Source organism: Brachymonas denitrificans (genome assembly GCF_907163135.1).
Classification (GTDB): domain Bacteria; phylum Pseudomonadota; class Gammaproteobacteria; order Burkholderiales; family Burkholderiaceae_C; genus Brachymonas; species Brachymonas denitrificans_A.
The window spans coordinates 1803582-1824273 of the sequence record NZ_CAJQUA010000001.1 but is presented as its reverse complement, the minus strand read 5'-3'; the positions used below and the strand labels follow the sequence as shown (position 1 = coordinate 1824273).

Annotated in this window: 21 protein-coding genes; 13 read left to right on the top strand and 8 right to left on the bottom strand. The window is 66.7% G+C overall.

Annotated elements, in window-relative coordinates:
- Positions 1-57: 57 nt before the first annotated feature.
- Complete coding sequence (locus KKQ75_RS08465; protein ID WP_213361509.1) at positions 58-831, bottom strand: class I SAM-dependent methyltransferase; 774 nt, start codon at positions 829-831, stop codon at positions 58-60.
- A gap of 94 nt (positions 832-925) precedes the next feature.
- Between KKQ75_RS08465 and KKQ75_RS08460 the strand changes: the two genes are divergently transcribed.
- Entirely contained in the window at positions 926-1600 is a 675-nt protein-coding gene (locus KKQ75_RS08460; protein ID WP_213361508.1) for an SCO family protein, read from the top strand.
- A 78-nt stretch (positions 1601-1678) separates the two neighbouring features.
- Here KKQ75_RS08460 and KKQ75_RS08455 read toward each other — a convergent pair whose 3' ends face one another.
- The 3 genes from KKQ75_RS08455 to ftsY form a co-directional block, all read right to left on the bottom strand.
- Positions 1679-2416 carry a ZIP family metal transporter gene (locus KKQ75_RS08455; protein ID WP_213361507.1) on the bottom strand — a complete coding sequence of 246 codons (738 nt, stop codon included), beginning with the start codon at positions 2414-2416 and terminating at the stop codon, positions 1679-1681.
- A 250-nt stretch (positions 2417-2666) separates the two neighbouring features.
- Complete coding sequence (gene rpoH / locus KKQ75_RS08450; RefSeq protein WP_250131041.1) at positions 2667-3623, bottom strand: RNA polymerase sigma factor RpoH; 957 nt, start codon at positions 3621-3623, stop codon at positions 2667-2669.
- 252 nt (positions 3624-3875) lie between these two features.
- Positions 3876-5027: a signal recognition particle-docking protein FtsY gene (gene ftsY, locus KKQ75_RS08445; RefSeq protein ID WP_213362729.1), complete on the bottom strand. Its 1152-nt coding sequence runs from the start codon at positions 5025-5027 to the stop codon at positions 3876-3878.
- Between the two features lie 398 nt (positions 5028-5425).
- On the opposite strand from ftsY, the gene rsmD reads away from it, so the two are divergent.
- From rsmD to KKQ75_RS08425, 4 genes are all read left to right on the top strand, one after another.
- Entirely contained in the window at positions 5426-6184 is a 759-nt protein-coding gene (gene rsmD, locus KKQ75_RS08440; protein ID WP_213361505.1) for a 16S rRNA (guanine(966)-N(2))-methyltransferase RsmD, read from the top strand.
- A 78-nt stretch (positions 6185-6262) separates the two neighbouring features.
- Entirely contained in the window at positions 6263-6751 is a 489-nt protein-coding gene (gene coaD / locus KKQ75_RS08435) for a pantetheine-phosphate adenylyltransferase (protein ID WP_213361503.1), read from the top strand.
- A complete protein-coding gene (locus KKQ75_RS08430) occupies positions 6748-7035 on the top strand; it encodes a DUF1294 domain-containing protein (protein WP_213361501.1) in 288 nt (95 codons plus the stop codon). The genes coaD and KKQ75_RS08430 overlap by 4 nt, the downstream gene beginning before the upstream one ends.
- Before the next feature lie 43 nt (positions 7036-7078).
- Positions 7079-7801, top strand: a complete 723-nt coding sequence (locus tag KKQ75_RS08425; protein ID WP_213361500.1) for a 2'-5' RNA ligase family protein — start codon at positions 7079-7081, stop codon at positions 7799-7801.
- 67 nt (positions 7802-7868) lie between these two features.
- On the opposite strand, the gene recJ is transcribed toward KKQ75_RS08425, so the two are convergent.
- From recJ to bioA, 3 genes are all read right to left on the bottom strand, one after another.
- A complete protein-coding gene (gene recJ / locus KKQ75_RS08420; RefSeq protein ID WP_213361499.1) occupies positions 7869-9578 on the bottom strand; it encodes a single-stranded-DNA-specific exonuclease RecJ in 1710 nt (569 codons plus the stop codon).
- A 3-nt stretch (positions 9579-9581) separates the two neighbouring features.
- Complete coding sequence (locus tag KKQ75_RS08415) at positions 9582-10613, bottom strand: phosphoglycerate mutase (protein ID WP_213361498.1); 1032 nt, start codon at positions 10611-10613, stop codon at positions 9582-9584.
- 240 nt (positions 10614-10853) lie between these two features.
- Positions 10854-12218, bottom strand: coding sequence for an adenosylmethionine--8-amino-7-oxononanoate transaminase (gene bioA / locus KKQ75_RS08410; RefSeq protein ID WP_213361497.1), 1365 nt, complete (start codon positions 12216-12218; stop codon positions 10854-10856).
- Between the two features lie 166 nt (positions 12219-12384).
- Here bioA and KKQ75_RS08405 point away from each other — a divergent pair, with 166 nt between their 5' ends.
- The 4 genes from KKQ75_RS08405 to KKQ75_RS08390 are packed head-to-tail and all read left to right on the top strand — an operon-like array spanning position 12385 to position 15651.
- Positions 12385-13638, top strand: a complete 1254-nt coding sequence (locus KKQ75_RS08405; RefSeq protein ID WP_213361496.1) for a lipoprotein-releasing ABC transporter permease subunit — start codon at positions 12385-12387, stop codon at positions 13636-13638.
- A complete protein-coding gene (lolD, locus tag KKQ75_RS08400; protein WP_213361495.1) occupies positions 13631-14344 on the top strand; it encodes a lipoprotein-releasing ABC transporter ATP-binding protein LolD in 714 nt (237 codons plus the stop codon). Before KKQ75_RS08405 ends, lolD begins: the two co-directional genes overlap by 8 nt.
- 30 nt (positions 14345-14374) lie before the next feature.
- Entirely contained in the window at positions 14375-14815 is a 441-nt protein-coding gene (locus tag KKQ75_RS08395; protein ID WP_213361494.1) for a DUF6970 domain-containing protein, read from the top strand.
- Positions 14812-15651, top strand: coding sequence for a TatD family hydrolase (locus KKQ75_RS08390; RefSeq protein WP_213361492.1), 840 nt, complete (start codon positions 14812-14814; stop codon positions 15649-15651). Before KKQ75_RS08395 ends, KKQ75_RS08390 begins: the two co-directional genes overlap by 4 nt.
- A 65-nt stretch (positions 15652-15716) precedes the next feature.
- Here KKQ75_RS08390 and KKQ75_RS08385 read toward each other — a convergent pair whose 3' ends face one another.
- A complete protein-coding gene (locus tag KKQ75_RS08385) occupies positions 15717-16562 on the bottom strand; it encodes a mechanosensitive ion channel family protein (protein ID WP_371687109.1) in 846 nt (281 codons plus the stop codon).
- A gap of 51 nt (positions 16563-16613) precedes the next feature.
- Between KKQ75_RS08385 and KKQ75_RS08380 the strand changes: the two genes are divergently transcribed.
- The 4 genes from KKQ75_RS08380 (at position 16614) to KKQ75_RS08365 (ending at position 20669) form a co-directional block, all read left to right on the top strand.
- On the top strand, positions 16614-17138 hold the full coding sequence (locus tag KKQ75_RS08380; protein ID WP_213361491.1) for a DNA-deoxyinosine glycosylase: 525 nt from the start codon (positions 16614-16616) through the stop codon (positions 17136-17138).
- Between the two features lie 92 nt (positions 17139-17230).
- On the top strand, positions 17231-18913 hold the full coding sequence (locus KKQ75_RS08375) for a DASS family sodium-coupled anion symporter (protein ID WP_213361490.1): 1683 nt from the start codon (positions 17231-17233) through the stop codon (positions 18911-18913).
- 38 nt (positions 18914-18951) lie between these two features.
- Positions 18952-19734: a spermidine synthase gene (locus KKQ75_RS08370; protein WP_213361489.1), complete on the top strand. Its 783-nt coding sequence runs from the start codon at positions 18952-18954 to the stop codon at positions 19732-19734.
- A gap of 2 nt (positions 19735-19736) precedes the next feature.
- On the top strand, positions 19737-20669 hold the full coding sequence (locus KKQ75_RS08365; RefSeq protein ID WP_213361488.1) for a DMT family transporter: 933 nt from the start codon (positions 19737-19739) through the stop codon (positions 20667-20669).
- Positions 20670-20692 lie beyond the last annotated feature (23 nt).

Here is a 20692-nt window from a genome sequence, read left to right as displayed (position 1 = left end):
GATGCAGGGTGCCTGTACGGAACGGCCCCCAACCGGCTCCCGCGCCGTCGCTGCGAGTCAGTCCCTGATGGCCTGGTATTCCGAGAAGATCCCCAGTTCCACATGCCGGCGCGCACCGGCAAAGCCGCAGCCCTGCAGGGTCGCCAGAATCTGCGCTGGCGGCGCGCAGGCCTCGATGCTGTCCCAGTAGTAGCGCCACATGCGCGGTGTATGTGCCCTGGCGCGGCTCAGCCAGGCCAGCGTCGGCACCCAGCCGCGCATATAGCCCTTGAGCAGCGCGGTGCCCAGCGCGCTTTCCGGCTTGGTGATCTCCAGAATGCACACGCGCCCGCCCGGGCGCAGCACGCGGTGGAATTCGCTGAAGGCGGCCTCCACATCGCCCACATGGCGCAGCGCATAGCCCATGCTGACGAAATCCACGCTGGCATCGGGCACGGGCAGTTTTTCGGCCTTGCCCTGCAGCAGGCGCACCTTTTCCAGCAGCGGGCTGGCCTGCATCATGCCGGGACTGGGATCGACGCCGGTCACCAGGGCCGGATCGCCCACGATGCGGATGGCCTGCGCCGCGACCAGACCGGTGCCGAAGCCGACATCGAGCACCTGCATGCCGCGCTGCAGGCCGGCGCGCTCCAGTGCCTTGCCGCGGTAACCGGGGCCGGTGCCGAAGGCCAGCATGCGCTCCACGCGATCGTAATCGGCAGCTGTGCTGTCGAAGATGCCGCGCAGAAAGCCGGCACGTTCGTTCTCGTCGCCGTAATAGGCGGTCAACGGTGCATGGGGCTGGTGCACCGGGGCCGGAGCGGCTGGCGGAAGGTCTGGCTGCTGGGACATGGCAAGGCAATCCTGATCAAGAAAACGGCATACCTTAACACGGTTGCGCGCGGGGCCGGCGGCAGGGAGCCGGCACCGCCCGTACAATGCGTGCATGCAAAGCCTCCATTCCCCAAGCGCCCCTGCCGCGGGGCAGCCACGGCGCGCTGCGCTGCGCTGGATCGGCGCCGGTGCCGGCGGCCTGTTGCTGGCTGCCTGCGATGTCGGCAGCGTGAGCGAGCTGGGCAAGGCCGGCGGCCTGCCCAATGCCAAGTTCAACAGCCTGGACATCAGCGGCGGCAAATACGCCAAGGACTTCTCGCTGCTGGACATGAACGGCCAGCGCCGCAGCGTCGCCGACTTCCGCGGCAAGGTGATCGGCATGTTCTTCGGCTACACGCAGTGCCCGGATGTGTGCCCGACCACGCTGACCGAAATGGTGCAGGTCAAGCAGCTGCTCGGCGCCGATGCCGACCGTTTCCAGGTCATTTTCGTCACCGTCGATCCCGAGCGCGATACGCCGGCGCTGCTCAAGGAATACATGGCCAACTTCGGCCCGGATTTTCTGGCGCTGGTGCCCACGCCGGAAGAGCTGCGCAAGACCATTGCGCCCGGCTACCGCGTGTACTACAAGAAAGTGCCGGGCAGCAAGCCCGAGCACTACACCATGGACCACACCGCCGGCACGCTGCTGATCGACAAGCAGGGCCGCATGCGCCTGCACAGCAACTACGGCGCCAAACCGGAACTGGTGGCAGCGGATGTGAAAGCGCTGCTGGCCGAGTCTTAAACGCCCACTGGCGACGGGAGGCCTCCGCGCGCACGCTGGCCGAACGCCAGCCGCCGTTGCGCCCTCTTGAGGCGGGGTTCAGCCTTGCCCGAACAACTGGATGGCCCAGAACACCAGGAAGCCTGCAAACAGCACCAGCGTGAAGAACGGTTTTTCTTCCACCTCGTGCGCCTCCATCAGCAGCTCTTCCGTCACCAGGTAGAGCAGGGCGGCCGCACTGAAGGCCAGCACTGTGCCGATGGTGTCGTGCGAAGCCTGCGCCAGCAGCAGGCTGCCCGCCAGGGCGCAGCACAGCACCGTCAGCCCCAGCGCGCCGGACACGGCAATGATCTTCCAGCCGCGGATGCTGTCGGAGGCCAGCGCCAGGCCGAGGAACAGCAGTTCCACCGACAGACCGAGCGCCAGGATCATGCCGGTTTCGCCGCCCGCGGCAAAGCCGGCGCCAATGATGAAGCCGTCCACCGCCACGTCGATGAAGGTGGCCAGCAGCAGGCCGGTGGCCATGCCGGCAGCGGCCTGGCCGCTGGCAATCGCGCGCTGCTCTTCGGCATGTTCCAGCTTCATGGTCCAGAGCTTGAGTCCGTACATGAACATGCTGCCGGCTGCAAAGGCCGCCAATACGTGCCAGGGGGCCGGATGCTCGCGTGCGATTTCCGGCAGCAGCTCGACGGCCAGCGCTGCCAGCACCACGCCTGCCGCAAAGTGCTGGATCATGCTGCGCGTCTGGTGGCTCGGGGCCCAGACCGCCGCGAGAACCCCGCCAGCCAGCGCCACCAGCGCAGGAATGGCCATCAGCATCAGGGCATGGGAGTTCATGGGGGATTTCACTTTCCGGGGGGGCGAACAGTTCATTGTAGAACTGCGGTTTTTCGGACAAGCGAAGCGCTGACGGAAAATCTTCGGGCAACCGCACAATGGTGCGCAGGACATTCCCCCGCCGGCACACCAGTGGCGCAGAGTGACGTTCCGGGCCGGATTCCGCAATCGCTGTGGCCGCGTATCCTGCAGCACCCATGAAAAAGGCCGCTCATCCGAGCGGCCCCACAGGCTGTCAGGCGCCTAGGGCTCAGGCATACTCCACCAGCGCCGTCTTCATCTTCTTCATGGCCGCCGACTCGATCTGGCGGATGCGCTCGGCGCTCACGCCGTACTCGGCGGCCAGTTCGTGCAGCGTCATGCCGCCGGAGCCGTCGTCGTTCACGGCCAGCCAGCGCTGTTCCACGATGCGGCGGCTGCGCGGGTCGAGCGTGTCGAGCGCGGCGGCGATGCCGTCGGTGGCCATCACGTCGCGTTGCTGGGCTTCCAGCATGGCGGTGGGCTCGTGGCTGGCATCGCTCAGGTAGGCGATCGGGCCGAAGGCCTGCTCGCCGTCATCGCTGGGAGCCGGATCGAGCAGCACATCGCCGCCGCTCATGCGCGTTTCCATCTCCATCACTTCCTCGCGCTTGACGTTGAGGTCTTTCGCGATGATGTCGATTTCCTGCTCGGTGAGCGTGTCGCGGTGCATGGCCGCATCGTCCAGGCCGGCGATGGCCTTGAAGCCCTGCTTCTTGCTGCGCAGGTTGAAGAACAGCTTGCGCTGCGCCTTGGTCGTGGCGACCTTGACCATGCGCCAGTTCTTCAGGATGTACTCGTGGATCTCGGCCTTGATCCAGTGCATGGCGTAGCTCACCAGGCGCACGCCCTGATCCGGATCGAAGCGCTTGACGGCTTTCATCAGGCCGATGTTGCCTTCCTGGATCAGGTCGCCGTGCGGCAGGCCATAGCCCAGGTACTGGCGCGACACGGCCACCACCAGACGCAGGTGCGACATGATGAGGCGACCGGCGGCGTCCAGGTCGTTGTGGTCTTTCAGTTTCTTGGCGTAGTCATGCTCCTGCTCGGGCGTGAGCATGGGCATGCGGTTGACCGCGCTGATGTACGCGTCAAGATTGCCCAGTGCGGGCAAGGTGGCCACTGCCGACCAGTTGGGGGCAATGGCAATGTCTTGGGTCTTGGTGGAGGCAACAGCCCTATCAGCCATGTGTCTTCACTCCTTTCAGGGTATTGGATACATCTCTTGCCGAGATGTTCCTCATTGGCGAAAGATATTAGCACTCCTGAAAGTCGAGTGCTAAATCTGCCGGGAAAACCTGTAACAAATCAGGGGCTGTCGCAGAATTGCGAGAGCCATCGGGGCAAATGCTTCTACGCCTTGTTGCACATTCTGATGCCTGGGCCCTCCACGCGGCGTAGGACACTGCCCCGGATGCGCGACAGCTCCGGGAAATGCCGCTCAACCCAGCAGCGCCTGCGCAAATTCGCGCGCATTGAAGGTTTCCAGGTCTTCCAGTTTTTCGCCCACACCGACGAAATACACCGGAACCGGTTTCTCGCGCGCAATCGCGCACAGCACGCCGCCCTTGGCGGTGCCGTCGAGCTTGGTCACGATCAGGCCGGTCAGTTCCAGTGCGTCGTCGAACGCCTTGACCTGTGCCAGCGCGTTCTGGCCGGTGTTGCCGTCGATCACCAGCAGCACCTCGTGCGGTGCGGTGACGTAGGCCTTGGTGATGGTGCGGCGGATCTTCTTGAGCTCGTCCATCAGGTGCAGCTGGGTGGGCAGGCGGCCGGCAGTATCGACCAGCACCACGTTCTTGCCGCGCGCGCGGCCAGCGGCGACGGCATCGAAGCTCAGGGCCGCCGGGTCCCCACCGGCGTTGCTGACGATCTCGACCGTGTTGCGGTCGGCCCAGATGGCGAGCTGCTCGCGGGCAGCGGCACGGAAGGTGTCGGCAGCAGCCAGCAGCACGCTTTGCCGGTGGTCGCTCAGGTGCTTGGTGAGTTTGCCGATGGAGGTGGTCTTGCCGGCGCCGTTGACGCCAGCCACCATGATCACGGTGGGCGTGTGCTCGCCGATCACCAGTTGCTTTTCCAGCGGCTGCAGCAGTTCGGCAATGGCATCGGTCAGCAGGGTGCGCACCTGCGCCGGATCGGTGGCCTTGGCGGCCTTGACGCGGCGCTTGAGGTCTTCCAGCAGGTATTCGGTGGCCTGCACGCCGGCATCGGCCATGAGCAGGGCGGCCTCGAGGTCTTCGTAGAGTTCCTCGTCGATTCGGGTGCCGGTAAAGACGGTGGTGATGCTGCTGCCGGTGCGGCGCAGACCGGTCTTGAGGCGGTTGAACCAGCCGGCGCGGGTGGCGGTGTCAGCTGCAGCCGCTTCGTCGTCGGCGACCGGCTCGTCTGCGGATGCCGATGCCGATGCCGATGCCGCGGCGGGCGTTTGCGCCTCGGGAGTGGCGGCAGGTGCCTGTTCGGCGTGGCGCGGCGCCGGCGACTTGCTGCTGGCTGGCACATCGTCGGCTTCTTCCGGTGTAGCCGCGAGGGCGGCTTCGGTCAGGGCGGCTTCGTCGATGGGCGTGGGCTCCAGCGCGGCGAAACTGCTGTCCATGGCATCGTGCTGCAGCGCCTGGATCAGGGCCTGCTCGGCCAGCGGTAGTTCGCCGGAGGCGGCCGGGGCGTCGGCACTGGCCGGGCTTGCTTCGTCGCCCCCGAAACTGCGGCGCAGGCGGTTGAGCCAGCCACCGGAGGCGGGGACCTGTTCGGTTGCCGGAGCTTCGGGCGCAGCCTGCACGCCCGTCTCCGCAGTCGTCTCCGGCGCTGCCTCGGCAACGGGGGTTTCGACAGGGGATTCGGGGGCGGCAGGTTTTTTCTTGAAGAAGCTGAACATGGCAGAGTGGAGTGGGCGCAAGGCGGGCAACTCCCTCATTGTACGAAGTGCATGGGTCGGGCACATGACAGCCCGCAAGATATCCGGCGAAACCCCCTTTTTATCCTATGATTTCCGCCATGGGACGTTCCAGCCTGTCATTGTCAGCCATCGAAAAACGCCTGCGCAGCCAGGCGCAGTCGCCGCATGCCGAGCCAGATGCCGCCGAAGCGGGGGCGAAAGGCGTTGCGCATCCTGCCAAATTTGCTCCCGGAGGGCGCGCATCAGCGGCCGGCACGGGGAAAAAACCGGGTCAGGCGCCAGCGCGCGCAGCCGGCCAGGTCCGCATTGTCGGCGGCCAGTGGCGCCGTCGTCTGCTGCCGGTGGCGGCCGGCCCGGGCGTGCCGCCCGGCCTGCGCCCCACGCCCGACCGCGTGCGCGAAACGCTGTTCAACTGGCTGGGCCAGGACCTTGGCGGCTGGCACTGCATCGACCTGTGCGCCGGTACCGGTGCCCTGGGCCTGGAGGCCGCCTCGCGCGGCGCCGCCAGCGTGCTGCTGGTGGAGCAGCATGCCGCGCTGGTGCGCCAGTTGCGCGAACTGAAGGAGCTGCTGGGCGCCGATGCCGTGCAGGTGCGCCAGGGTGATGCACTGGCCGTGCTGCACGAGGCGGCGCGCCGGCCCGGCAGCATCGACCTTGTCCTGCTCGATCCTCCGTTCGACGCCGACTGGTATGCCAAGGCCCTGCAGGCCGCGTTGCCGGTGCTGCGCGCGGGAGGCTATCTGTATCTCGAGGCCGGCCGTGAATGGAAGCCGGAGGAACTGGCCGGGCTCGGCTGGCAGCGCTGGCGCCATCTCAAGGCCGGCCAGGTGCATGCGCACCTGCTGCAGCCCGCCTGAGCGCCATCACCATGCAGGACTGATTGCCGGCGCCCCGTGCGCAGCCCCACAAACCCCCGATTCATTGCAGGAGACACCATGACCAGGATCACCGCCATCTACCCCGGCACCTTCGACCCGCTCACGCTGGGGCACGAGGAGCTGGTGCGCCGCGCCTCGCAGCTGTTCGATCATCTGATCGTGGCGGTGGCGGCCGGCCACCACAAGAAACCCATGTTCGACCTGAACGAGCGGCTGGACATGGTGCGCGAGGCGGTGGCCAAGTACGGCAATGTGACAGTGGAAGCCTATGACGGCCTGCTGCGTGATTTCGTGGTGGCGCGCGGCGGCAAGGCCATGGTGCGCGGGCTGCGCGCCGTGACCGACTTCGACTACGAATTCCAGCTCGCCGGCATGAACCGCCACCTGATGCCGGAAGTGGAGACCGTGTTCCTCACGCCGAGCGTGCAGTACCAGTTCGTCAGCAGCACCTATGTGCGCGAGATCGCCACGCTCGGTGGCGAGGTGGATGTGTTCGTCTCGCCGAGCGTGTTCCGCCGGCTGATGGACAAGGTGGGCCGCGCATGACGCTGGCCCGCTGGCTGGTCGTGGTGTACGTATCCGCCAGCCTGTGTGCCTTCATTGCCTACGCCTGGGACAAGGCCGCGGCGCGCGCGGGAAAGCAGCGCATTCCCGAGAGCTTTCTGCATCTGCTGGGGCTGCTCGGCGGCTGGCCCGGCGCCTGGCTGGCGCAGCAGCTGTTCCGGCACAAGACGCTCAAGCCGCCGTTCCGCATCGTGTTCTGGTTGACGGTGTTGTTGAACCTGGCGGTTCTTGCGGGCGGCTTGTACTGGCTGGCGCAGGGTGGTTGACGCGGCGACGGGCTTGCGCGCGCGGGGCGAGACAGGGCGTCCAGTGCGTCTGCAGCGCAATGTATGCGGTGATTTTTCGGCCTGGCATCGCGGACGTCCGTGGTTTCTGCTGTGGGCGCTGGATGTCGACGTACCGGAGCTGCGACCATCGTTCACTCGAGCGCAGCGGCAGCTGGCGCCCTGGTTGCTCGATGGCTATCGCCGCCAGCCGCATGTGACGCTGGGACTGTGCGGCTTTCCCGTGCAGCAGGAGGCGGGCGGATTCCGGCATGCCGAAGACGGAACGCCGAAGGTGGCCGATCCAGAGGGAGCCTCGGCCGATGCCTGCCCCCGGGCTGCGTTGCACAGGCACATGCAGGGGCTGTCAGGGGCGGGCTTGGGGCCGTTCGAGATCGAGGTGGGTCGAGTGGGGACTTTTGCCACGGCCCCTTTCCTGGTGGTGCGCCACGCTGGCGAGCTGGATGCGCTGCGGACGGCGCTGGCGCTCGATCCGGCCTTGCAGCACCTGGATGATTACCTGCCGCACGTGACGCTGGGTCTGTATCGTGAATCCTGGTTGCTGGCTGACTTGCTGCCCAATCTGGCGGTGTTGGACATGCTGCCTCCCGTATCCGTGCATGTGCAGGAGGTGGCGCTGATGGCCTACGCCGCTGCGCAGGTGGGTGGGCCGCTGGTGACAGTGGCGACATTCGATTTGTCCAGCCGGCGCTTGCGCTGGCATCCTGCTGCCAGCTGCGTAGTGGGAACGGCCTGGCTGGAGGGCTGACCTGGCTGCAGGGCTGACCAGATGGCCGGAGAGCCGTCAGGCACATGCGTAGCCCGTGCGGCAGCCGTCAGTCCGCCATCCCTTCCACCACGAACTGCACGCTCTCGCGCCCCTGCCAGCTGTTGATGTCCAGCCGGTAGGCCAGATGCGCCCGCGCCGGCAGCGGCTCGCTGCGGCCGAACCAGATGCCGTCCACGGTTTCGCCGTGGTGGCGCAGCTGCAGTTTCAGGTGGCGCTCGCCCACCAGGCGTTGCTGGAGCACCTCCATCTCCTCGCTGAACACGGGTGCGGCAAAGCCCTGGCCCCAGACGGCCTGCTGCAGGCTGGCGGCCACATCGGTGCGTCGGAACCGGGCCGGCAGCGCGCCATCGGTTTCCAGCGTGCGCTGCAGCGTGGCGGCATCCAGCCACTCCTCGGCGACTTGTGCCAGCGCCTGCTTGAACACCTCCAGGTGCTCGCGTGCAATGGTGCAGCCCGCCGCCATGGCGTGGCCGCCGAACTTCTGCAGCACTTCCGGATGGCGCTTGGCCACCAGATCGAGTGCATCGCGCAGATGGAAGCCCGCAATCGAGCGCCCCGAGCCTTTCAGCAGATGCTCCATGCCGGGCGCCGCACTGGCGGCAAACACGAAGGTGGGGCGGTGCAGCCGGTCCTTCAGGCGCGAGGCGACGATGCCGACCACGCCTTCGTGGAAGCTGTCGTCGAACACGCTGAGCGCGGCCGGAGGCTCCTGCAGCGTGGCCTGCAGCTTCTCGGTCAGCGTGAAGGCCTGCGCGCCCATGCCGTCCTCGATGCTGCGGCGCTCGCGGTTGATGGCTTCGAGCTGCTGCGCCAGTTCGGTGGCGCGCAAGGCATCGTCGGCGAGCAGGCATTCGATGCCCAGCGTCATGTCGGACAGGCGGCCTGCGGCGTTGATGCGCGGGCCGAGCGCAAATCCGAAATCGAAGGTGGAGGCAGTCTGCCAGGGACGTCCGGACACCTGGAACAGCGCGCGCATGCCGGCCGGCATGGCACCGGCACGCACGCGGCGCAGGCCCTGCGCCACGATGCGGCGGTTGTTGGCATCCAGCCGCACCACGTCGGCCACGGTACCGAGGGCGACCAGCGGCAGCAGCGTATCCAGGCGGGGCTGCTGGCCGTCGGCAAAAGCACCGCGTGCGCGCAGTTCGGCGCGCAGGGCCAGCAGCACATAGAACATGACGCCCACGCCGGCCAGTGCCTTGCTGGGAAAACGGCAGTCCGGGTGATTGGGGTTGACGATGACATCGGCGTCGGGCAGTTGCGGGCCGGGCAGATGGTGGTCGGTCACCAGCACCTGCAGCCCGAGTGCATGGGCCTGGCGCACGCCGTCCACGCTGGCGATGCCGTTGTCCACCGTGACCAGCACATCGGCGCCGGTGGCACGCACGCGCTCGGCAATCGGCGCGGTCAGGCCGTAGCCGTCGACTACGCGGTCGGGCACCAGATAGCCGACCTGGCGCGCGCCGAGCAGGCGCAGGCCGCGCACGGCGACCGCGCAGGCAGTGGCACCGTCGCAGTCGTAGTCGGCCACGATGCAGATGGATTTGCCGGCGGCCATGGCATCGGCCAGCAGGCGCGCCGCCTCGCTGGTGCCACGCAACTCGGTGGGCGGCAGCAGGTGCGTCAGCGCATCGTCCAGTTCGGACGGCTGGGTTACGCCGCGGGCCGCGTAGAGCTGGGCCAGCAGGGGGTGCAGGCCGCCTTGCTCGAGTGCCCAGCGGGCGCGCGGCGGCACGTCGCGCTCGATCAGGCGCATGGCTTACAGGGCCTTGAGGAGCGTGCTGGCGCGGCTGGGGCGCAGTGCGCGGCCGGCTTTCTGGAGCAGGGAAACGGGGGCCGCATTCCAGGTCATGGCGCGGCGTTCGCTGCACAGGGTGATGCGCAGGCGCTGCACCTTGCCTTCCTTGTGGCGCTGCAGCAGCGGGCCGAACACGGCCTCGTCCAGCCACTTCCAGGCGGTGAGCCAGGCCTGCCAGTCCTCACGCTGGGCCGGGGTGACGAGCTGGCGCAGCAGGTGCGGCTGCAGGGCGTCCTCGGCCTCGGGCAGTACCGGCACTTCGGTCGGCAGAATGCCGGCGCCACTGACCCAGAACGAGTTGACCGGCAGTTCGTTGTGCGCCAGGCGGCGTTCGTTCACCGGATGGGTGTAGAGCAGCATCTGCATTTCGCTTTGCAGGCGCTGCAGCGGCGCGGCGCGGGCGGCCGTGGGGCTGGTGCTGGCGCGGGTGGAGGTCGGCATCCAGCTCTCGACGTTGCGGCCGCAGACGCGATCGAGCGAGGCGGTGCGCAGGTTCTCGAGCATGCGGCCATGGGCCAGCCATTGCACGATGCCGGATTTGTCCACCGGCAGCTCGACCAGATGCAGGCCTTCTTCGGCAAACCAGGGCTGCATGGATTCGCACAGGCTGTGTGCCTCTTCCGGCTTGAGCGCCAGTTCGGCCGGGTGCGCCATGGTGACATGGTCGGCATGGATTTGCCAGTGGCACAGCGTGACCAGGCCCCAAGCCATGGGCAGCTTGGAAGCCACCCCGAGCAGGCGCGCGGTGTGCGCGGCCCAGGGCATCTGGCCGTCAAGGCAGAGTTCTTGCGGCCAGGCCAACGCTTCGGCCAGCTTGTGCTCATGCGGCGTGCTGTAGCTGTACTCGTCGCATTCCCATACCGGATCGGCCTGCAGGCGGTCGAGCAGGGCCGGCAGATTGCCCAGCGAGAGCTGCTGCAGGGCCTGCTGGCAGCCTGGGGAGCTGGCCGAAGCAAAGGGAACGATCAGATGGTGGGCAAGAGCAGCGGACATGGAGGCAGGGAACAGACGGCGGAACACAGGCCTGCCGTGCCGGCCAACCGGCCACGCGACGACAATTGACTTCTATTGTAGAAGGCCTTGGACTTTATGTGTAAAGCCGCACCGCTGCGCTGGGCGGTGTTACGTGTCTGTTGCAATATGCGGAGGGCGTTCGCGATCAGCAAGGGGCCGATGGCAGGGCTTATGCCAAGCTGGGCAGGATTGCTTGCTACTGGCCGGGCCATTTCGTTGTTACGCCGGTTTCAGCACATCGTTCAGGCTAGCGAGCGCCCCCTGCGCCAGGTGCGTCACTTCGCTGTGGTTCAGGATGTAGGGGGGCATCATGTAGAGCGTGTGACCGATCGGGCGCAGCAGCAGGCCGTGGCGGCGTGCCGCGAGGTGGTAGCGCTGGGCGAAGCTGCCGCCCGCCATGCCGTCTGCGGCATCGTCGGCAGAAATCGCCGGGATGGCTTGCGGATCCACATCGAAGGCCCAGATCAGGCCCTGGCGCCGCGCATGGCGCACCGCGCCGTGGCTGGCCAGCGGTTGCAGCGCATTGTCCAGCCGCTCTGCCAGCAGCTCGTTCATGCACAGTACGTCGTCATTCTCGAAGATGTCCAGGCAGGCCAGTGCGGCGCGGCAGGCCAGCGGGTTGCCGGTGTAGGAGTGCGAGTGCAGAAAGCCCATCCGCACGTCGTCGTCGTAGAAGGCCTGGTAGATGGCATCGCGCGTGAGCACCAGCGACAGCGGCAGGTAGCCGCCGGTAATGCCCTTGGACAGGCAGAGGAAGTCCGGCCAGATGCCGGCCTGTTCGCAGGCGAAGAAGCTGCCGGTGCGGCCGCAGCCCACGGCAATCTCGTCGGCGATCAGGTGTACCTGGTGGCGGTCGCACAGAATGCGCAGCTGCTGCAGGTAGGAGGGATCGTGCATGGCCATGCCGGTGGCGCACTGCACCAGCGGCTCGACGATGACGGCGGCGATCTCGCCGGCGTGTTCGGTCAGCAGCGCATCCATGGCCTGGATGGCATGGCAGGCGGCCTTGGCCGGAGTTTCGGCGCTGCGCGCATCCGGGCTGGGGGCCATGAAGGCATGCTGCAGCAGCGGATGGTAGGCATGGCGGAACACGTCCACGTCGGTCACGCTGAGCGCGCCCAGGGTTTCGCCGTGGTAGCTTTTTTCCAGATAGACGAAGCGGTGCTTGTCCGGCAGACCCTTGTTGCGCCAGTAGTGCGCGCTCATCTTGAGGGCGATCTCCACCGCCGAGGCCCCATCCGAGCCATAGAAGGCATGGCCGAGCTGGTGCTCGGTGAGCGTGGCCAGGCGCTCGGACAGTTCCACCACCGGCGCATGGGTGCAGCCGGAAATCATCGCGTGCTCGAGCTTGCCGAGCTGGTCGATCAGTGCCGCATTGATGCGCGGGTTGGCATGGCCGAACAGATTGACCCACCAGCTGCTGATGCCGTCCAGATAGCGGTCGCCGTTTTCGTCCTGCAACCAGGCGCCTTCGCCGCGCACGATGGCAAGCGGCGGCAGCTTCTCGTGCTGTTTCATCTGGGTGCAGGGGTGCCAGACGCTGCGCAGGCTGCGCTGGCTCAGGGAATCGGGCGAAAAGTGCATGGCTCAGGGAAAAGTCCGCGACAGGCCAAGTGTAGCCTGACGATATGTTGCAACCTTGCATGCCTGCTCACAGGGGAGGGGGAATGCGGCATGCCACAATAGTCTTCGCTCCGGTGTGCCATGGCATTCCGGGGACTCAACAGGCGAGGCATACAACCAAGAACACATGCAGACTCCGTACGAACTATTGCTGGGCTGGCGCTACACACGCGCGGGCCGCTCCACCCGCCGCAACGGGTTCATCTCCTTTATTTCGGCAGCGTCCATCGTCGGCATTGCGCTGGGCGTTGCGGCGCTGATCATCGTGTTGTCGGTCATGAACGGCTTCCAGAAGGAAGTGCGTGACCGCATGCTGGGCGTGGTCTCGCACATCGAAGTGATGAGCGTGGACGGCAGCGGCCTGCAGGACGTGCCGGGCCTGCTGCAGCGCGTGAAGACGCAGCCCGAGGTGGTGGGCGCCGCGCCCTTCGTCAACGGCCAGTCGCTGATCGCGCATGGCGAGGACATGCGCGGCGTGCTGGTGCGTGGTATCGAGCCCGAGCTGGAGCCGCAGGTGGCTAACGTGGCGGCCAGCAATCAGGAAGTGCTCAAGCAACTGCAGCCGGGCAGCTTCGGCGCCGTGCTGGGCGTGCAGCTGGCGCGCGCGCTGGGCGTGCAGCCGGGCGACAAGGTGACGCTGGTGGCGCCGAGCGGCCAGGTCACGCCGGCGGGCGTGATGCCGCGGCTGAAGCAGGTGACGGTCGTCGGCACCTTCGACTCGGGCCATTACGAATTCGACGCCGGCATGGTGATGCTGCACGTGCAGGATGCGGCGCGCATCTTCCAGCTGGAAGGGCCGAGCGGCGTGCGCCTGAAGATCCGCGACCTGAACCAGGCGCCCATCGTGGCCGGCCAGATCGGCAACGCGCTCGACGGCCAGTACCGCATCAGCGACTGGACGCAGCAGAACCGCAGCTGGTTTGCAGCCGTGCAGGTGGAAAAACGCATGATGTTCATCATCCTGACGCTGATCGTCGCCGTGGCGGCCTTCAACCTGGTGAGCACGCTGGTGATGAGCGTGCAGGACAAGCGCGCCGACATCGCCATCCTGCGCACGCTGGGCGCCTCGCCGCGCAGCATCATGCGCATCTTCATGGTGCAGGGTGCCACGGCGGGCATAATCGGCACGCTGTCGGGCCTGGCGCTGGGCCTGCTGATCGCCTTCAATATCGACGTGATCGTGCCCTTCATCGAGAACCTGCTGCAGACCTCCTTCCTGCCGCAGGACATCTACCTGATCAGCAAGATGCCGAGCGATCCTGAGGCGAGCGATATCGTGCCGATCGTGGTGGTGTCGCTGATTCTGGCCTTCCTGGCCACCCTGTATCCGAGCTGGCGCGCCAGCCGTGTGAACCCGGCGGAGGCGCTGCGCTATGAATAATGCTGTCCACAACGGCCCGGTGCTGCAGGCCAGCGGTCTGACCAAGCGCTTCCACGAGGGCAAGAATATCGATCTGACGGTGCTGCGCGGGGTGGATCTGGCGGTGCAGGCCGGCGAGACGGTTGCCATCGTCGGTGCGTCCGGTTCCGGCAAGAGCACGCTGCTGCATATGCTGGGCGGGCTGGATGCGCCGACCAGCGGCACCGTGCACATCATGGGCAAGGAGCTGTCGCGCCTGTCGCTGGCGCAGCAGGGCGAGTTGCGCAATGCGCATCTGGGCTTTGTCTACCAGTTTCACCATTTGCTCCCGGAGTTCACCGCCGCCGAAAACGTGGCCATGCCGCTGTGGGTGCGCCGCATGGGCCGGCCCGAGGCGCGCAAGCTGGCGCTGGACATGCTGGCGCAGGTGGGACTGGGCGAACGTGCCGAGCACCGTCCGGCCGAGCTCTCCGGTGGCGAGCGCCAGCGCGTGGCAATTGCGCGCGCACTGGTGACGCGACCTGCCTGCGTGCTGGCCGACGAGCCGACCGGCAACCTGGATCGCAACACGGCCGAACAGGTATTCGGTCTGATGCTCCAGCTGGCACGCGACCACAACACGGCGTTTGTGCTCGTCACGCACGACGAACAATTGGCCGCGCGCTGCGACCGCCAGTTCCGCATGGATCGCGGGCAGCTGATGCCGATGCTGCCGCAGGCCGCCTGACGGCACGCCGGCTGCACCAGGGAGAAAGTCATGCGCAACTCGGGATTCAGGCGTTTGGCGTGGTTGGTGGCCAGTGCGGGTGTGCTGGCGGGCGCGGGCACACTGGCAGGCTGCGTGCATCCCGGCGCTTCGGGATTGGCCGATTTGCCGCCCTGGCTGCCGTCGCATCTGGCGCGCGTCAATGCCGATGAGCGCAACCCCTCCGTGATTGCGGTGTGGGAGTGGCCGTATCAGGGGCGCACGGTCTACGAAATCCAGGCCGGCTGCTGCGACCGTTTCAATGAACTGTATGACGCGCAGGGAACCTACCTGTGTGCTCCTTCCGGGGGCTTTACCGGCCGTGGCGATGGCAAGTGCCCTGATGCGGCAGCCGCCCGCGAGGCCGCTGGCGAGCAGGTGCGCAAGCGCTGGTTCCACATGGCTCCCCCGCACCCCGCAGACCGTGCCGGCAGCGCTCCCGATTTGCCATGATTCCCTGGATCGACACCCATTGCCACCTCGATGATGTCGCGTTCGCGCCCGACCGCGATGCGGTGCGCGCCCGTGCCCGCGACGCCGGTGTCGGGCTGTGCGTGATTCCCGCCGTTGCCGTGGACAATCTGGCCGCCGTGCAGCGGCTGGCGCGGCGCTGGGGCGATGGCTACGGGCTGGGCATCCATCCCATGTGCGTGCCCACGGCCCAGGAGGACGATCTGCAGGTGCTGGAGCAGGCCTTGCAGGCCGCGCAGGACGATCCGCATCTGGTGGCGGTCGGCGAGATCGGCCTGGACTTTTTCGTGCCGGGGCTGGAAACACCGGCCATGCGCGACAAGCAGGCATTCTTTCTGCACGAGCAGCTGAAACTCGCGCGCCGCTTTGACCTGCCGGTGCTGCTGCACTCGCGCCGCTCGGTCGACGCCGTGCTCGGGCAATTGCGGCAGGTGACGCCGCCCGGGGGCATTGCGCATGCCTTTGTCGGCAGCCGGCAGCAGGCCGATGCGTTCATCGGGCTGGGCTGCAAGCTGGGCTTTGGCGGGGCTGTGACCTTCGAGCGGGCCACGCGGCTGCGTGCACTGGCCACCGGGCTGCCGCTGGACAGCATCGTGCTCGAAACCGATGCGCCCGATATCGCGCCGCACTGGCTGTACGTGACGGCGGAGGAGCGCGCGGTGGGCAAGCCGCAGGCGCGCAACACGCCGGCCGAGATTCCCGGTATCGCGCAGACCCTGGCGCAATTGCGTGGCATGCCGCTGGCCGAGGTGCAGGAGCAGACCGGTCGCAATGCCCTGGCCGTGCTGCCGGGGCTGCAGCGTTTGCAGCACGCATGACGCATTCCGGATGAAAAAAGCCGCCAGCGGCGAGCTGGCGGCTTTGCGCGGGGTGAAAACCTGCCTCAGGCCTGCACCGGGGCAGCGGCTGGCAGCGGCAGGCCGCGGTAGCTCATCGGCGTCTCCGGTATCGGATAGCCGGCCGCGCCGAAGGTATCGACAATGGCCTTGTGCGTGTCGAAATACACCTGCCAGTAGTGCTGGTTGTTGGTGTAGGGGCGCACGCACAGCTTGGGGCCTTCGGGGGTGAACTCGAGGATCTCGATGTCCGGTGCCGGCGCTTGCACGACGTTGGGGAGCGCGGCAATCACCGGGCGCAGGCGCGCGATGGCGTCCTGCACGTCCACGCCGTTCGCGACCTTGGCCACGCAGTCCACGCGGCGCACCGGTAGTGTGCTGAAGTTCTGGATGTTGTCCGAGAAGATCTTGTTGTTGCCCACCATGGTGGCCACGTTGTCGGGGGTGACGATGGTGGTGGTGAACAGGCCCAGCTCGGTGACGGTGCCGGTCACGCCGCCAGCCTGCACGAAATCGCCGACCTTGTAGGGACGCAGCACCTGCATGAACACGCCGGCGGCAAAATGCGCCAGCAGCCCGCCCCAGGCTGTGCCGATGGCCAGGCCGGCGCCAGCCAGCAGGGCGGCAAACGAGGTAGTCTCCACGCCGAACAGGCCCAGAATGGCCAGGATCAGCACGATGGTCAGCAGCACCGACAGGATGGACTTGAGATACTTCACCAGCGTCGGATCGAGCTTGCCGGCGCGGTCCAGCCCCTTGCCGACCAGTCCCACGGCCAGGCTGATCAGCCAGCGGCCGACGATCCATGCCACAATCGCACCGATGATTTTCAGGCCGATGTCCACGCCTTGCGTGGCGATGAAGGTTGATACGTTGTCCAGATTGATGTTCATGAGCGTGCTCCGGAAAATGAGGAAGGCAGGCCAGAGCCTGCACGCTGCTGCATGGTAAGGACTAGATCGTCCGAAGCGGCCGCAACGCCGCTGAAAGGACTGGCTCCTGTGATCGATGTCACGGCGCGGGTGCTGGTGCTTGGCAGCTTTCCCGGCGTGCGCTCGCTGCAGCTGCAGCAGTATTACGCGCATCCGCAAAACCATTTCTGGCGCATTCTGGGCACGCTGTGGAACGAGCCGCTGCCGCAGATGGATTATGTGCAACGCTGCCAGGCCGCGCAGGCGCACGGCCTGGGCATCTGGGACGTGTATGCGTGCTGCGAGCGCGCCGGCAGTCTGGACAGCGCCATCCGCAATGCCGTGGTGAATGACTTTGCAGCGCTGCAGTTGCGCTGTCCGCAACTGCAGGCCATTGCGCACAACGGCGGAGAAAGCTGGCGGCATCACAAGCACACGCAGTCGCTGGGCCTGCCGGTGTACAAGCTGCCTTCCACCAGTCCGGCCAACGCCAGCTGGACGTTCGAGCGCAAGCTGCAGGCCTGGCGCGAGGTGCTGCAGGCGCACGGGGTTGCGTGAAAAAAACTTCTCGGATGGCTGCAAAAAAAATGTGGAAGCGTGCCGGGGGATAGTGCCACAATCGATTGGCATGGCAACTCTGGGGAACGGTTATGGGTTTCAAACGCATCCCGATGCTGATCGCTGTGGCGCTTGGATTGCTGATCTGGTTCGTGATTCCGGTGCCCGAAGGGGTAACTGAAAACGCCTGGCATCTGCTCGCGCTGTTTGTTGCAACGATTGCTGCCATCATCGGCAAGGCCATGCCGATCGGCGCCCTGTCCATCGTGGCGATCACGCTGGTGGCCGTCTCGGGAGTCACCGGGAACGAGGGGGCTGCCAAACCGGCGGTGACTGCGCCGGTTGCGGCAACAGCTGCCAGCGCAGCCGGGCCGGCACCAGTCGCGGGTGCATCCGCTGCTGCCGCGAAGACGGCCACGGTGGCGTCTTTGCCGGCAACGGCCCAGGCCCCGGCCGCCAGCGCTTCTCCGGCTGCACCGGCATCGGCGGCTGCAGCCAAGCCGGTAGTCAAGCCAGAAGCCAGGAAGCCGTCCACGCCCGCCGACCTGATCCGCGATGCCCTCTCGGCCATGTCCAACTCGCTGATCTGGCTGATCGGCATTTCCATCATGATTTCGCGCGGCCTGATCAAGACCGGCCTGGGGGCGCGCATCGGCTACTGGTTCATCTCGCTGTTCGGCAAGAAGACGCTGGGCATCGGCTATGCGCTGGCGTTGAGCGAACTGGTGATCGCGCCGGTCACGCCCAGCAACACGGCGCGTGGCGGCGGCATCATCCACCCGATCATGCGTGCCATTGCCGACAGTTTCGACTCCAAGCCGGAGAATGGCACGCAAGGCCGCATCGGACGCTATCTGGCGCTGACCAACTACCAGACCAACCCGATCACCTCGGCCATGTTCATCACCGCCACCGCACCCAACCCGCTGGTGGTGGACCTGATCGCCAAGGCCACCGGCAGCCAGATTCACCTGAGCTGGAGCCAGTGGGCGCTGAGCATGCTGCTGCCTGGTCTGGTGGCGCTGCTGGTGATGCCGCTGGTGGTGTACTGGATGAACAAGCCCGAGATCACCAACACGCCCAACGCCACCGAGTTTGCCCGTGGCAAGCTGCGTGAACTGGGTGCCATGCAGCGCGGCGAAAAAATCATGGTGGCCATTTTTGCCCTGCTGCTGTTCCTGTGGGCGGGCGTGCCGGCCATGCTGTTCGGCAAGCAGTATGCGGTCGATCCGACCACCACGGCCTTCATCGGCCTGTCGCTGCTGCTGCTGACCGGCGTGCTGGAATGGGATGACGTGCTCAAGGAAAAGAGCGCCTGGGACACCATCATCTGGTTCGGCGCGCTGGTGATGATGGCCGACTTCCTCAACAAGCTGGGGCTGGTGGCCTGGTTCTCCGGCAGCCTGAAGGACGGGATCGGGGCGCTGGGCCTGGGCTGGGAAGGCGCGAGTACCTTGCTGCTGCTGGCCTACCTGTATGCGCATTACATGTTTGCCAGCACCACGGCGCACATCACCGGCATGTTTGCCGCCTTCTATGCTGCCGGCCTGGCACTGGGAGCGCCGCCCATGGCGTGGGCGCTGATCATGGCGGCGGCGTCCAACATCATGATGACGCTGACGCATTACGCCACGGGGACGGCACCGGTGATTTTCGGCTCCGGCTACGCCACCCTGGGTGAATGGTGGCGCACCGGTTTCGTGATGAGCGTGGTCAACCTGCTGATCTGGCTGACGGTGGGTACGCTGTGGTGGAAGGTGCTCGGCTTCATCTGATCCGGGCGCCGCGGGGGCGGCCTCTTACAATCCTCGCCATGGCCAAGAAACGTTCCCGAGCATCCCCCCCCGCGTCCGGCGAGCTGCCGCCCGTCAACTTCACCGAAGACGGCGAGTGCCGCTACCTGCACCTGGGCACGGAATGGATCCAGGGCGCCATGCGGCTGGACGATCCGCTGGTACTGGAGCTGGAGTACATCCAGCGCATGATGGCCTGGCTGCTGTTCATGGACCCGGACAGCGTGCCCGAGCGCCACGCCATGCAGCTCGGCCTGGGTGCCGCCAGCCTGACGCGCTTCACCCACCAGCGCATGGAATTGCTCACCTCCTGCATCGAACTCAACCCGGTGGTGTATGCCGCCTGCCGCCAGTGGTTCCGCCTGCCGGACAACAATGCAACGCTGAATGTGGTGCTGGCCGATGCCAGCCGCGAAATCCGCCAGCCCGAGTGGCAGGGCGCGATCGATGCGCTGCAGGTAGACCTGTACGACCACGAGGCTGCCGCCCCGGTGCTGGACGACGCCGATTTCTACCAGGACTGCCGCAACCTGCTCACGCCGGACGGCATCATGACGGTGAACCTGTTCGGCCGCAGCAGCAGCTTCGACCAGAGCGTGGAGCGCATTGCAGCGGCCTTTGGCGACGAGGCGCTCTGGGCCTTCAAACCCACGCGCGAAGGCAACACCGTGGTGCTGGCGCAGCGCACGGCCAGCCGCCCGAGTCGCGCCGTGTGGGAGCAGCGCGCCGACATCATCCGCGAACGCTGGGGCCTGCCGGCCAACAAGTGGCTGAACGCGCTGCGTCCGCTGGTGCGGCGGTAACGATGACGGTTGAGAACCGTTCCACTGCCGACAGCCAGGCGCAGCAGCGTCGCCTGTTGTACTCCGGCATCGGCCTGGCCATGCTAGGCGCCATCAGCTTCAGCGGCAAGGCCATCATCGTCAAGCTGGCCTATCGCTGGCAGGTGGATGCCATCACGCTGCTGATGTACCGCATGCTGCTGGCGCTGCCGGTATTCCTGCTGATGGCCTGGTGGGCGGGCCGCCGGCCCGGCGCGCAGCCTCTCACGCGCAGGGACTGGGGCGGGGTGTTGCTGCTGGGTTTCAGCGGCTATTACCTGGCCAGCTATCTGGATTTCGTCGGCCTGCAATACATCAGCGCCTCGCTGGAGCGGCTGATTCTCTACCTCAATCCCACGCTGGTGCTGCTGCTGGGCTGGCTGCTCACGCGCAAGCCGGTGGGCCGGGGCCAGTGGGCCGCGATGGCATTGAGCTACGCCGGCGTGCTGCTGGTGTTTGCGCACGAGGTGCGCTGGGACGGGGCGCGCACCCTGCTTGGCGCGGCGCTGGTGTTTGCCAGCGCGCTCAGCTACGCCATCTATCTGGTCGGCAGCGGGCGCATGGTGCAACGGCTGGGCTCGCTGCGGCTGGTGGGGCTGGCATCCAGTGTGGCGGCGGGATTCTGCCTGCTGCAGTTCGTGGCGATGCGGCCCTTGTCGGCGGCGCTGGTGCCCGAGCCGGTACTGTGGCTGTCGCTGCTCAATGCGATCGCCTGCACGGTGCTGCCGGTCTGGCTGGTGATGCGGGCCGTGGAGCGCATCGGTTCCGGGCTGGCCTCGCAGGTGGGCATGGTCGGGCCCATGGCCACCATCGCCATGGGCGCGCTGCTGCTGGACGAACCATTTACCGGCTGGGTGCTGGCGGGTACAGTGCTGGTACTGGCCGGGGTGTTTGCCGTGACCTGGCTGAAACGCTGAACAATACGAACCAAGGAGACGGA

Excerpts from the sequence above, each read along its gene's own strand:
- KKQ75_RS08465 (WP_213361509.1), bottom strand. The coding sequence starts at position 831 with ATGTCCCAGCAGCCAGACCTTCCGCCAGCCGCTCCGGCCCCGGTGCAC.
- KKQ75_RS08460 (WP_213361508.1), top strand. The coding sequence starts at position 926 with ATGCAAAGCCTCCATTCCCCAAGCGCCCCTGCCGCGGGGCAGCCACGG.
- KKQ75_RS08455 (WP_213361507.1), bottom strand. The coding sequence starts at position 2,416 with ATGAACTCCCATGCCCTGATGCTGATGGCCATTCCTGCGCTGGTGGCG.
- rpoH (WP_250131041.1), bottom strand. The coding sequence starts at position 3,623 with ATGGCTGATAGGGCTGTTGCCTCCACCAAGACCCAAGACATTGCCATT.
- ftsY (WP_213362729.1), bottom strand. The coding sequence starts at position 5,027 with ATGGACAGCAGTTTCGCCGCGCTGGAGCCCACGCCCATCGACGAAGCC.
- rsmD (WP_213361505.1), top strand. The coding sequence starts at position 5,426 with ATGGGACGTTCCAGCCTGTCATTGTCAGCCATCGAAAAACGCCTGCGC.
- coaD (WP_213361503.1), top strand. The coding sequence starts at position 6,263 with ATGACCAGGATCACCGCCATCTACCCCGGCACCTTCGACCCGCTCACG.
- KKQ75_RS08430 (WP_213361501.1), top strand. The coding sequence starts at position 6,748 with ATGACGCTGGCCCGCTGGCTGGTCGTGGTGTACGTATCCGCCAGCCTG.
- recJ (WP_213361499.1), bottom strand. The coding sequence starts at position 9,578 with ATGCGCCTGATCGAGCGCGACGTGCCGCCGCGCGCCCGCTGGGCACTC.
- KKQ75_RS08415 (WP_213361498.1), bottom strand. The coding sequence starts at position 10,613 with ATGTCCGCTGCTCTTGCCCACCATCTGATCGTTCCCTTTGCTTCGGCC.
- bioA (WP_213361497.1), bottom strand. The coding sequence starts at position 12,218 with ATGCACTTTTCGCCCGATTCCCTGAGCCAGCGCAGCCTGCGCAGCGTC.
- KKQ75_RS08405 (WP_213361496.1), top strand. The coding sequence starts at position 12,385 with ATGCAGACTCCGTACGAACTATTGCTGGGCTGGCGCTACACACGCGCG.
- lolD (WP_213361495.1), top strand. The coding sequence starts at position 13,631 with ATGAATAATGCTGTCCACAACGGCCCGGTGCTGCAGGCCAGCGGTCTG.
- KKQ75_RS08395 (WP_213361494.1), top strand. The coding sequence starts at position 14,375 with ATGCGCAACTCGGGATTCAGGCGTTTGGCGTGGTTGGTGGCCAGTGCG.
- KKQ75_RS08390 (WP_213361492.1), top strand. The coding sequence starts at position 14,812 with ATGATTCCCTGGATCGACACCCATTGCCACCTCGATGATGTCGCGTTC.
- KKQ75_RS08385 (WP_371687109.1), bottom strand. The coding sequence starts at position 16,562 with ATGAACATCAATCTGGACAACGTATCAACCTTCATCGCCACGCAAGGC.
- KKQ75_RS08380 (WP_213361491.1), top strand. The coding sequence starts at position 16,614 with ATGGTAAGGACTAGATCGTCCGAAGCGGCCGCAACGCCGCTGAAAGGA.
- KKQ75_RS08375 (WP_213361490.1), top strand. The coding sequence starts at position 17,231 with ATGGGTTTCAAACGCATCCCGATGCTGATCGCTGTGGCGCTTGGATTG.
- KKQ75_RS08370 (WP_213361489.1), top strand. The coding sequence starts at position 18,952 with ATGGCCAAGAAACGTTCCCGAGCATCCCCCCCCGCGTCCGGCGAGCTG.
- KKQ75_RS08365 (WP_213361488.1), top strand. The coding sequence starts at position 19,737 with ATGACGGTTGAGAACCGTTCCACTGCCGACAGCCAGGCGCAGCAGCGT.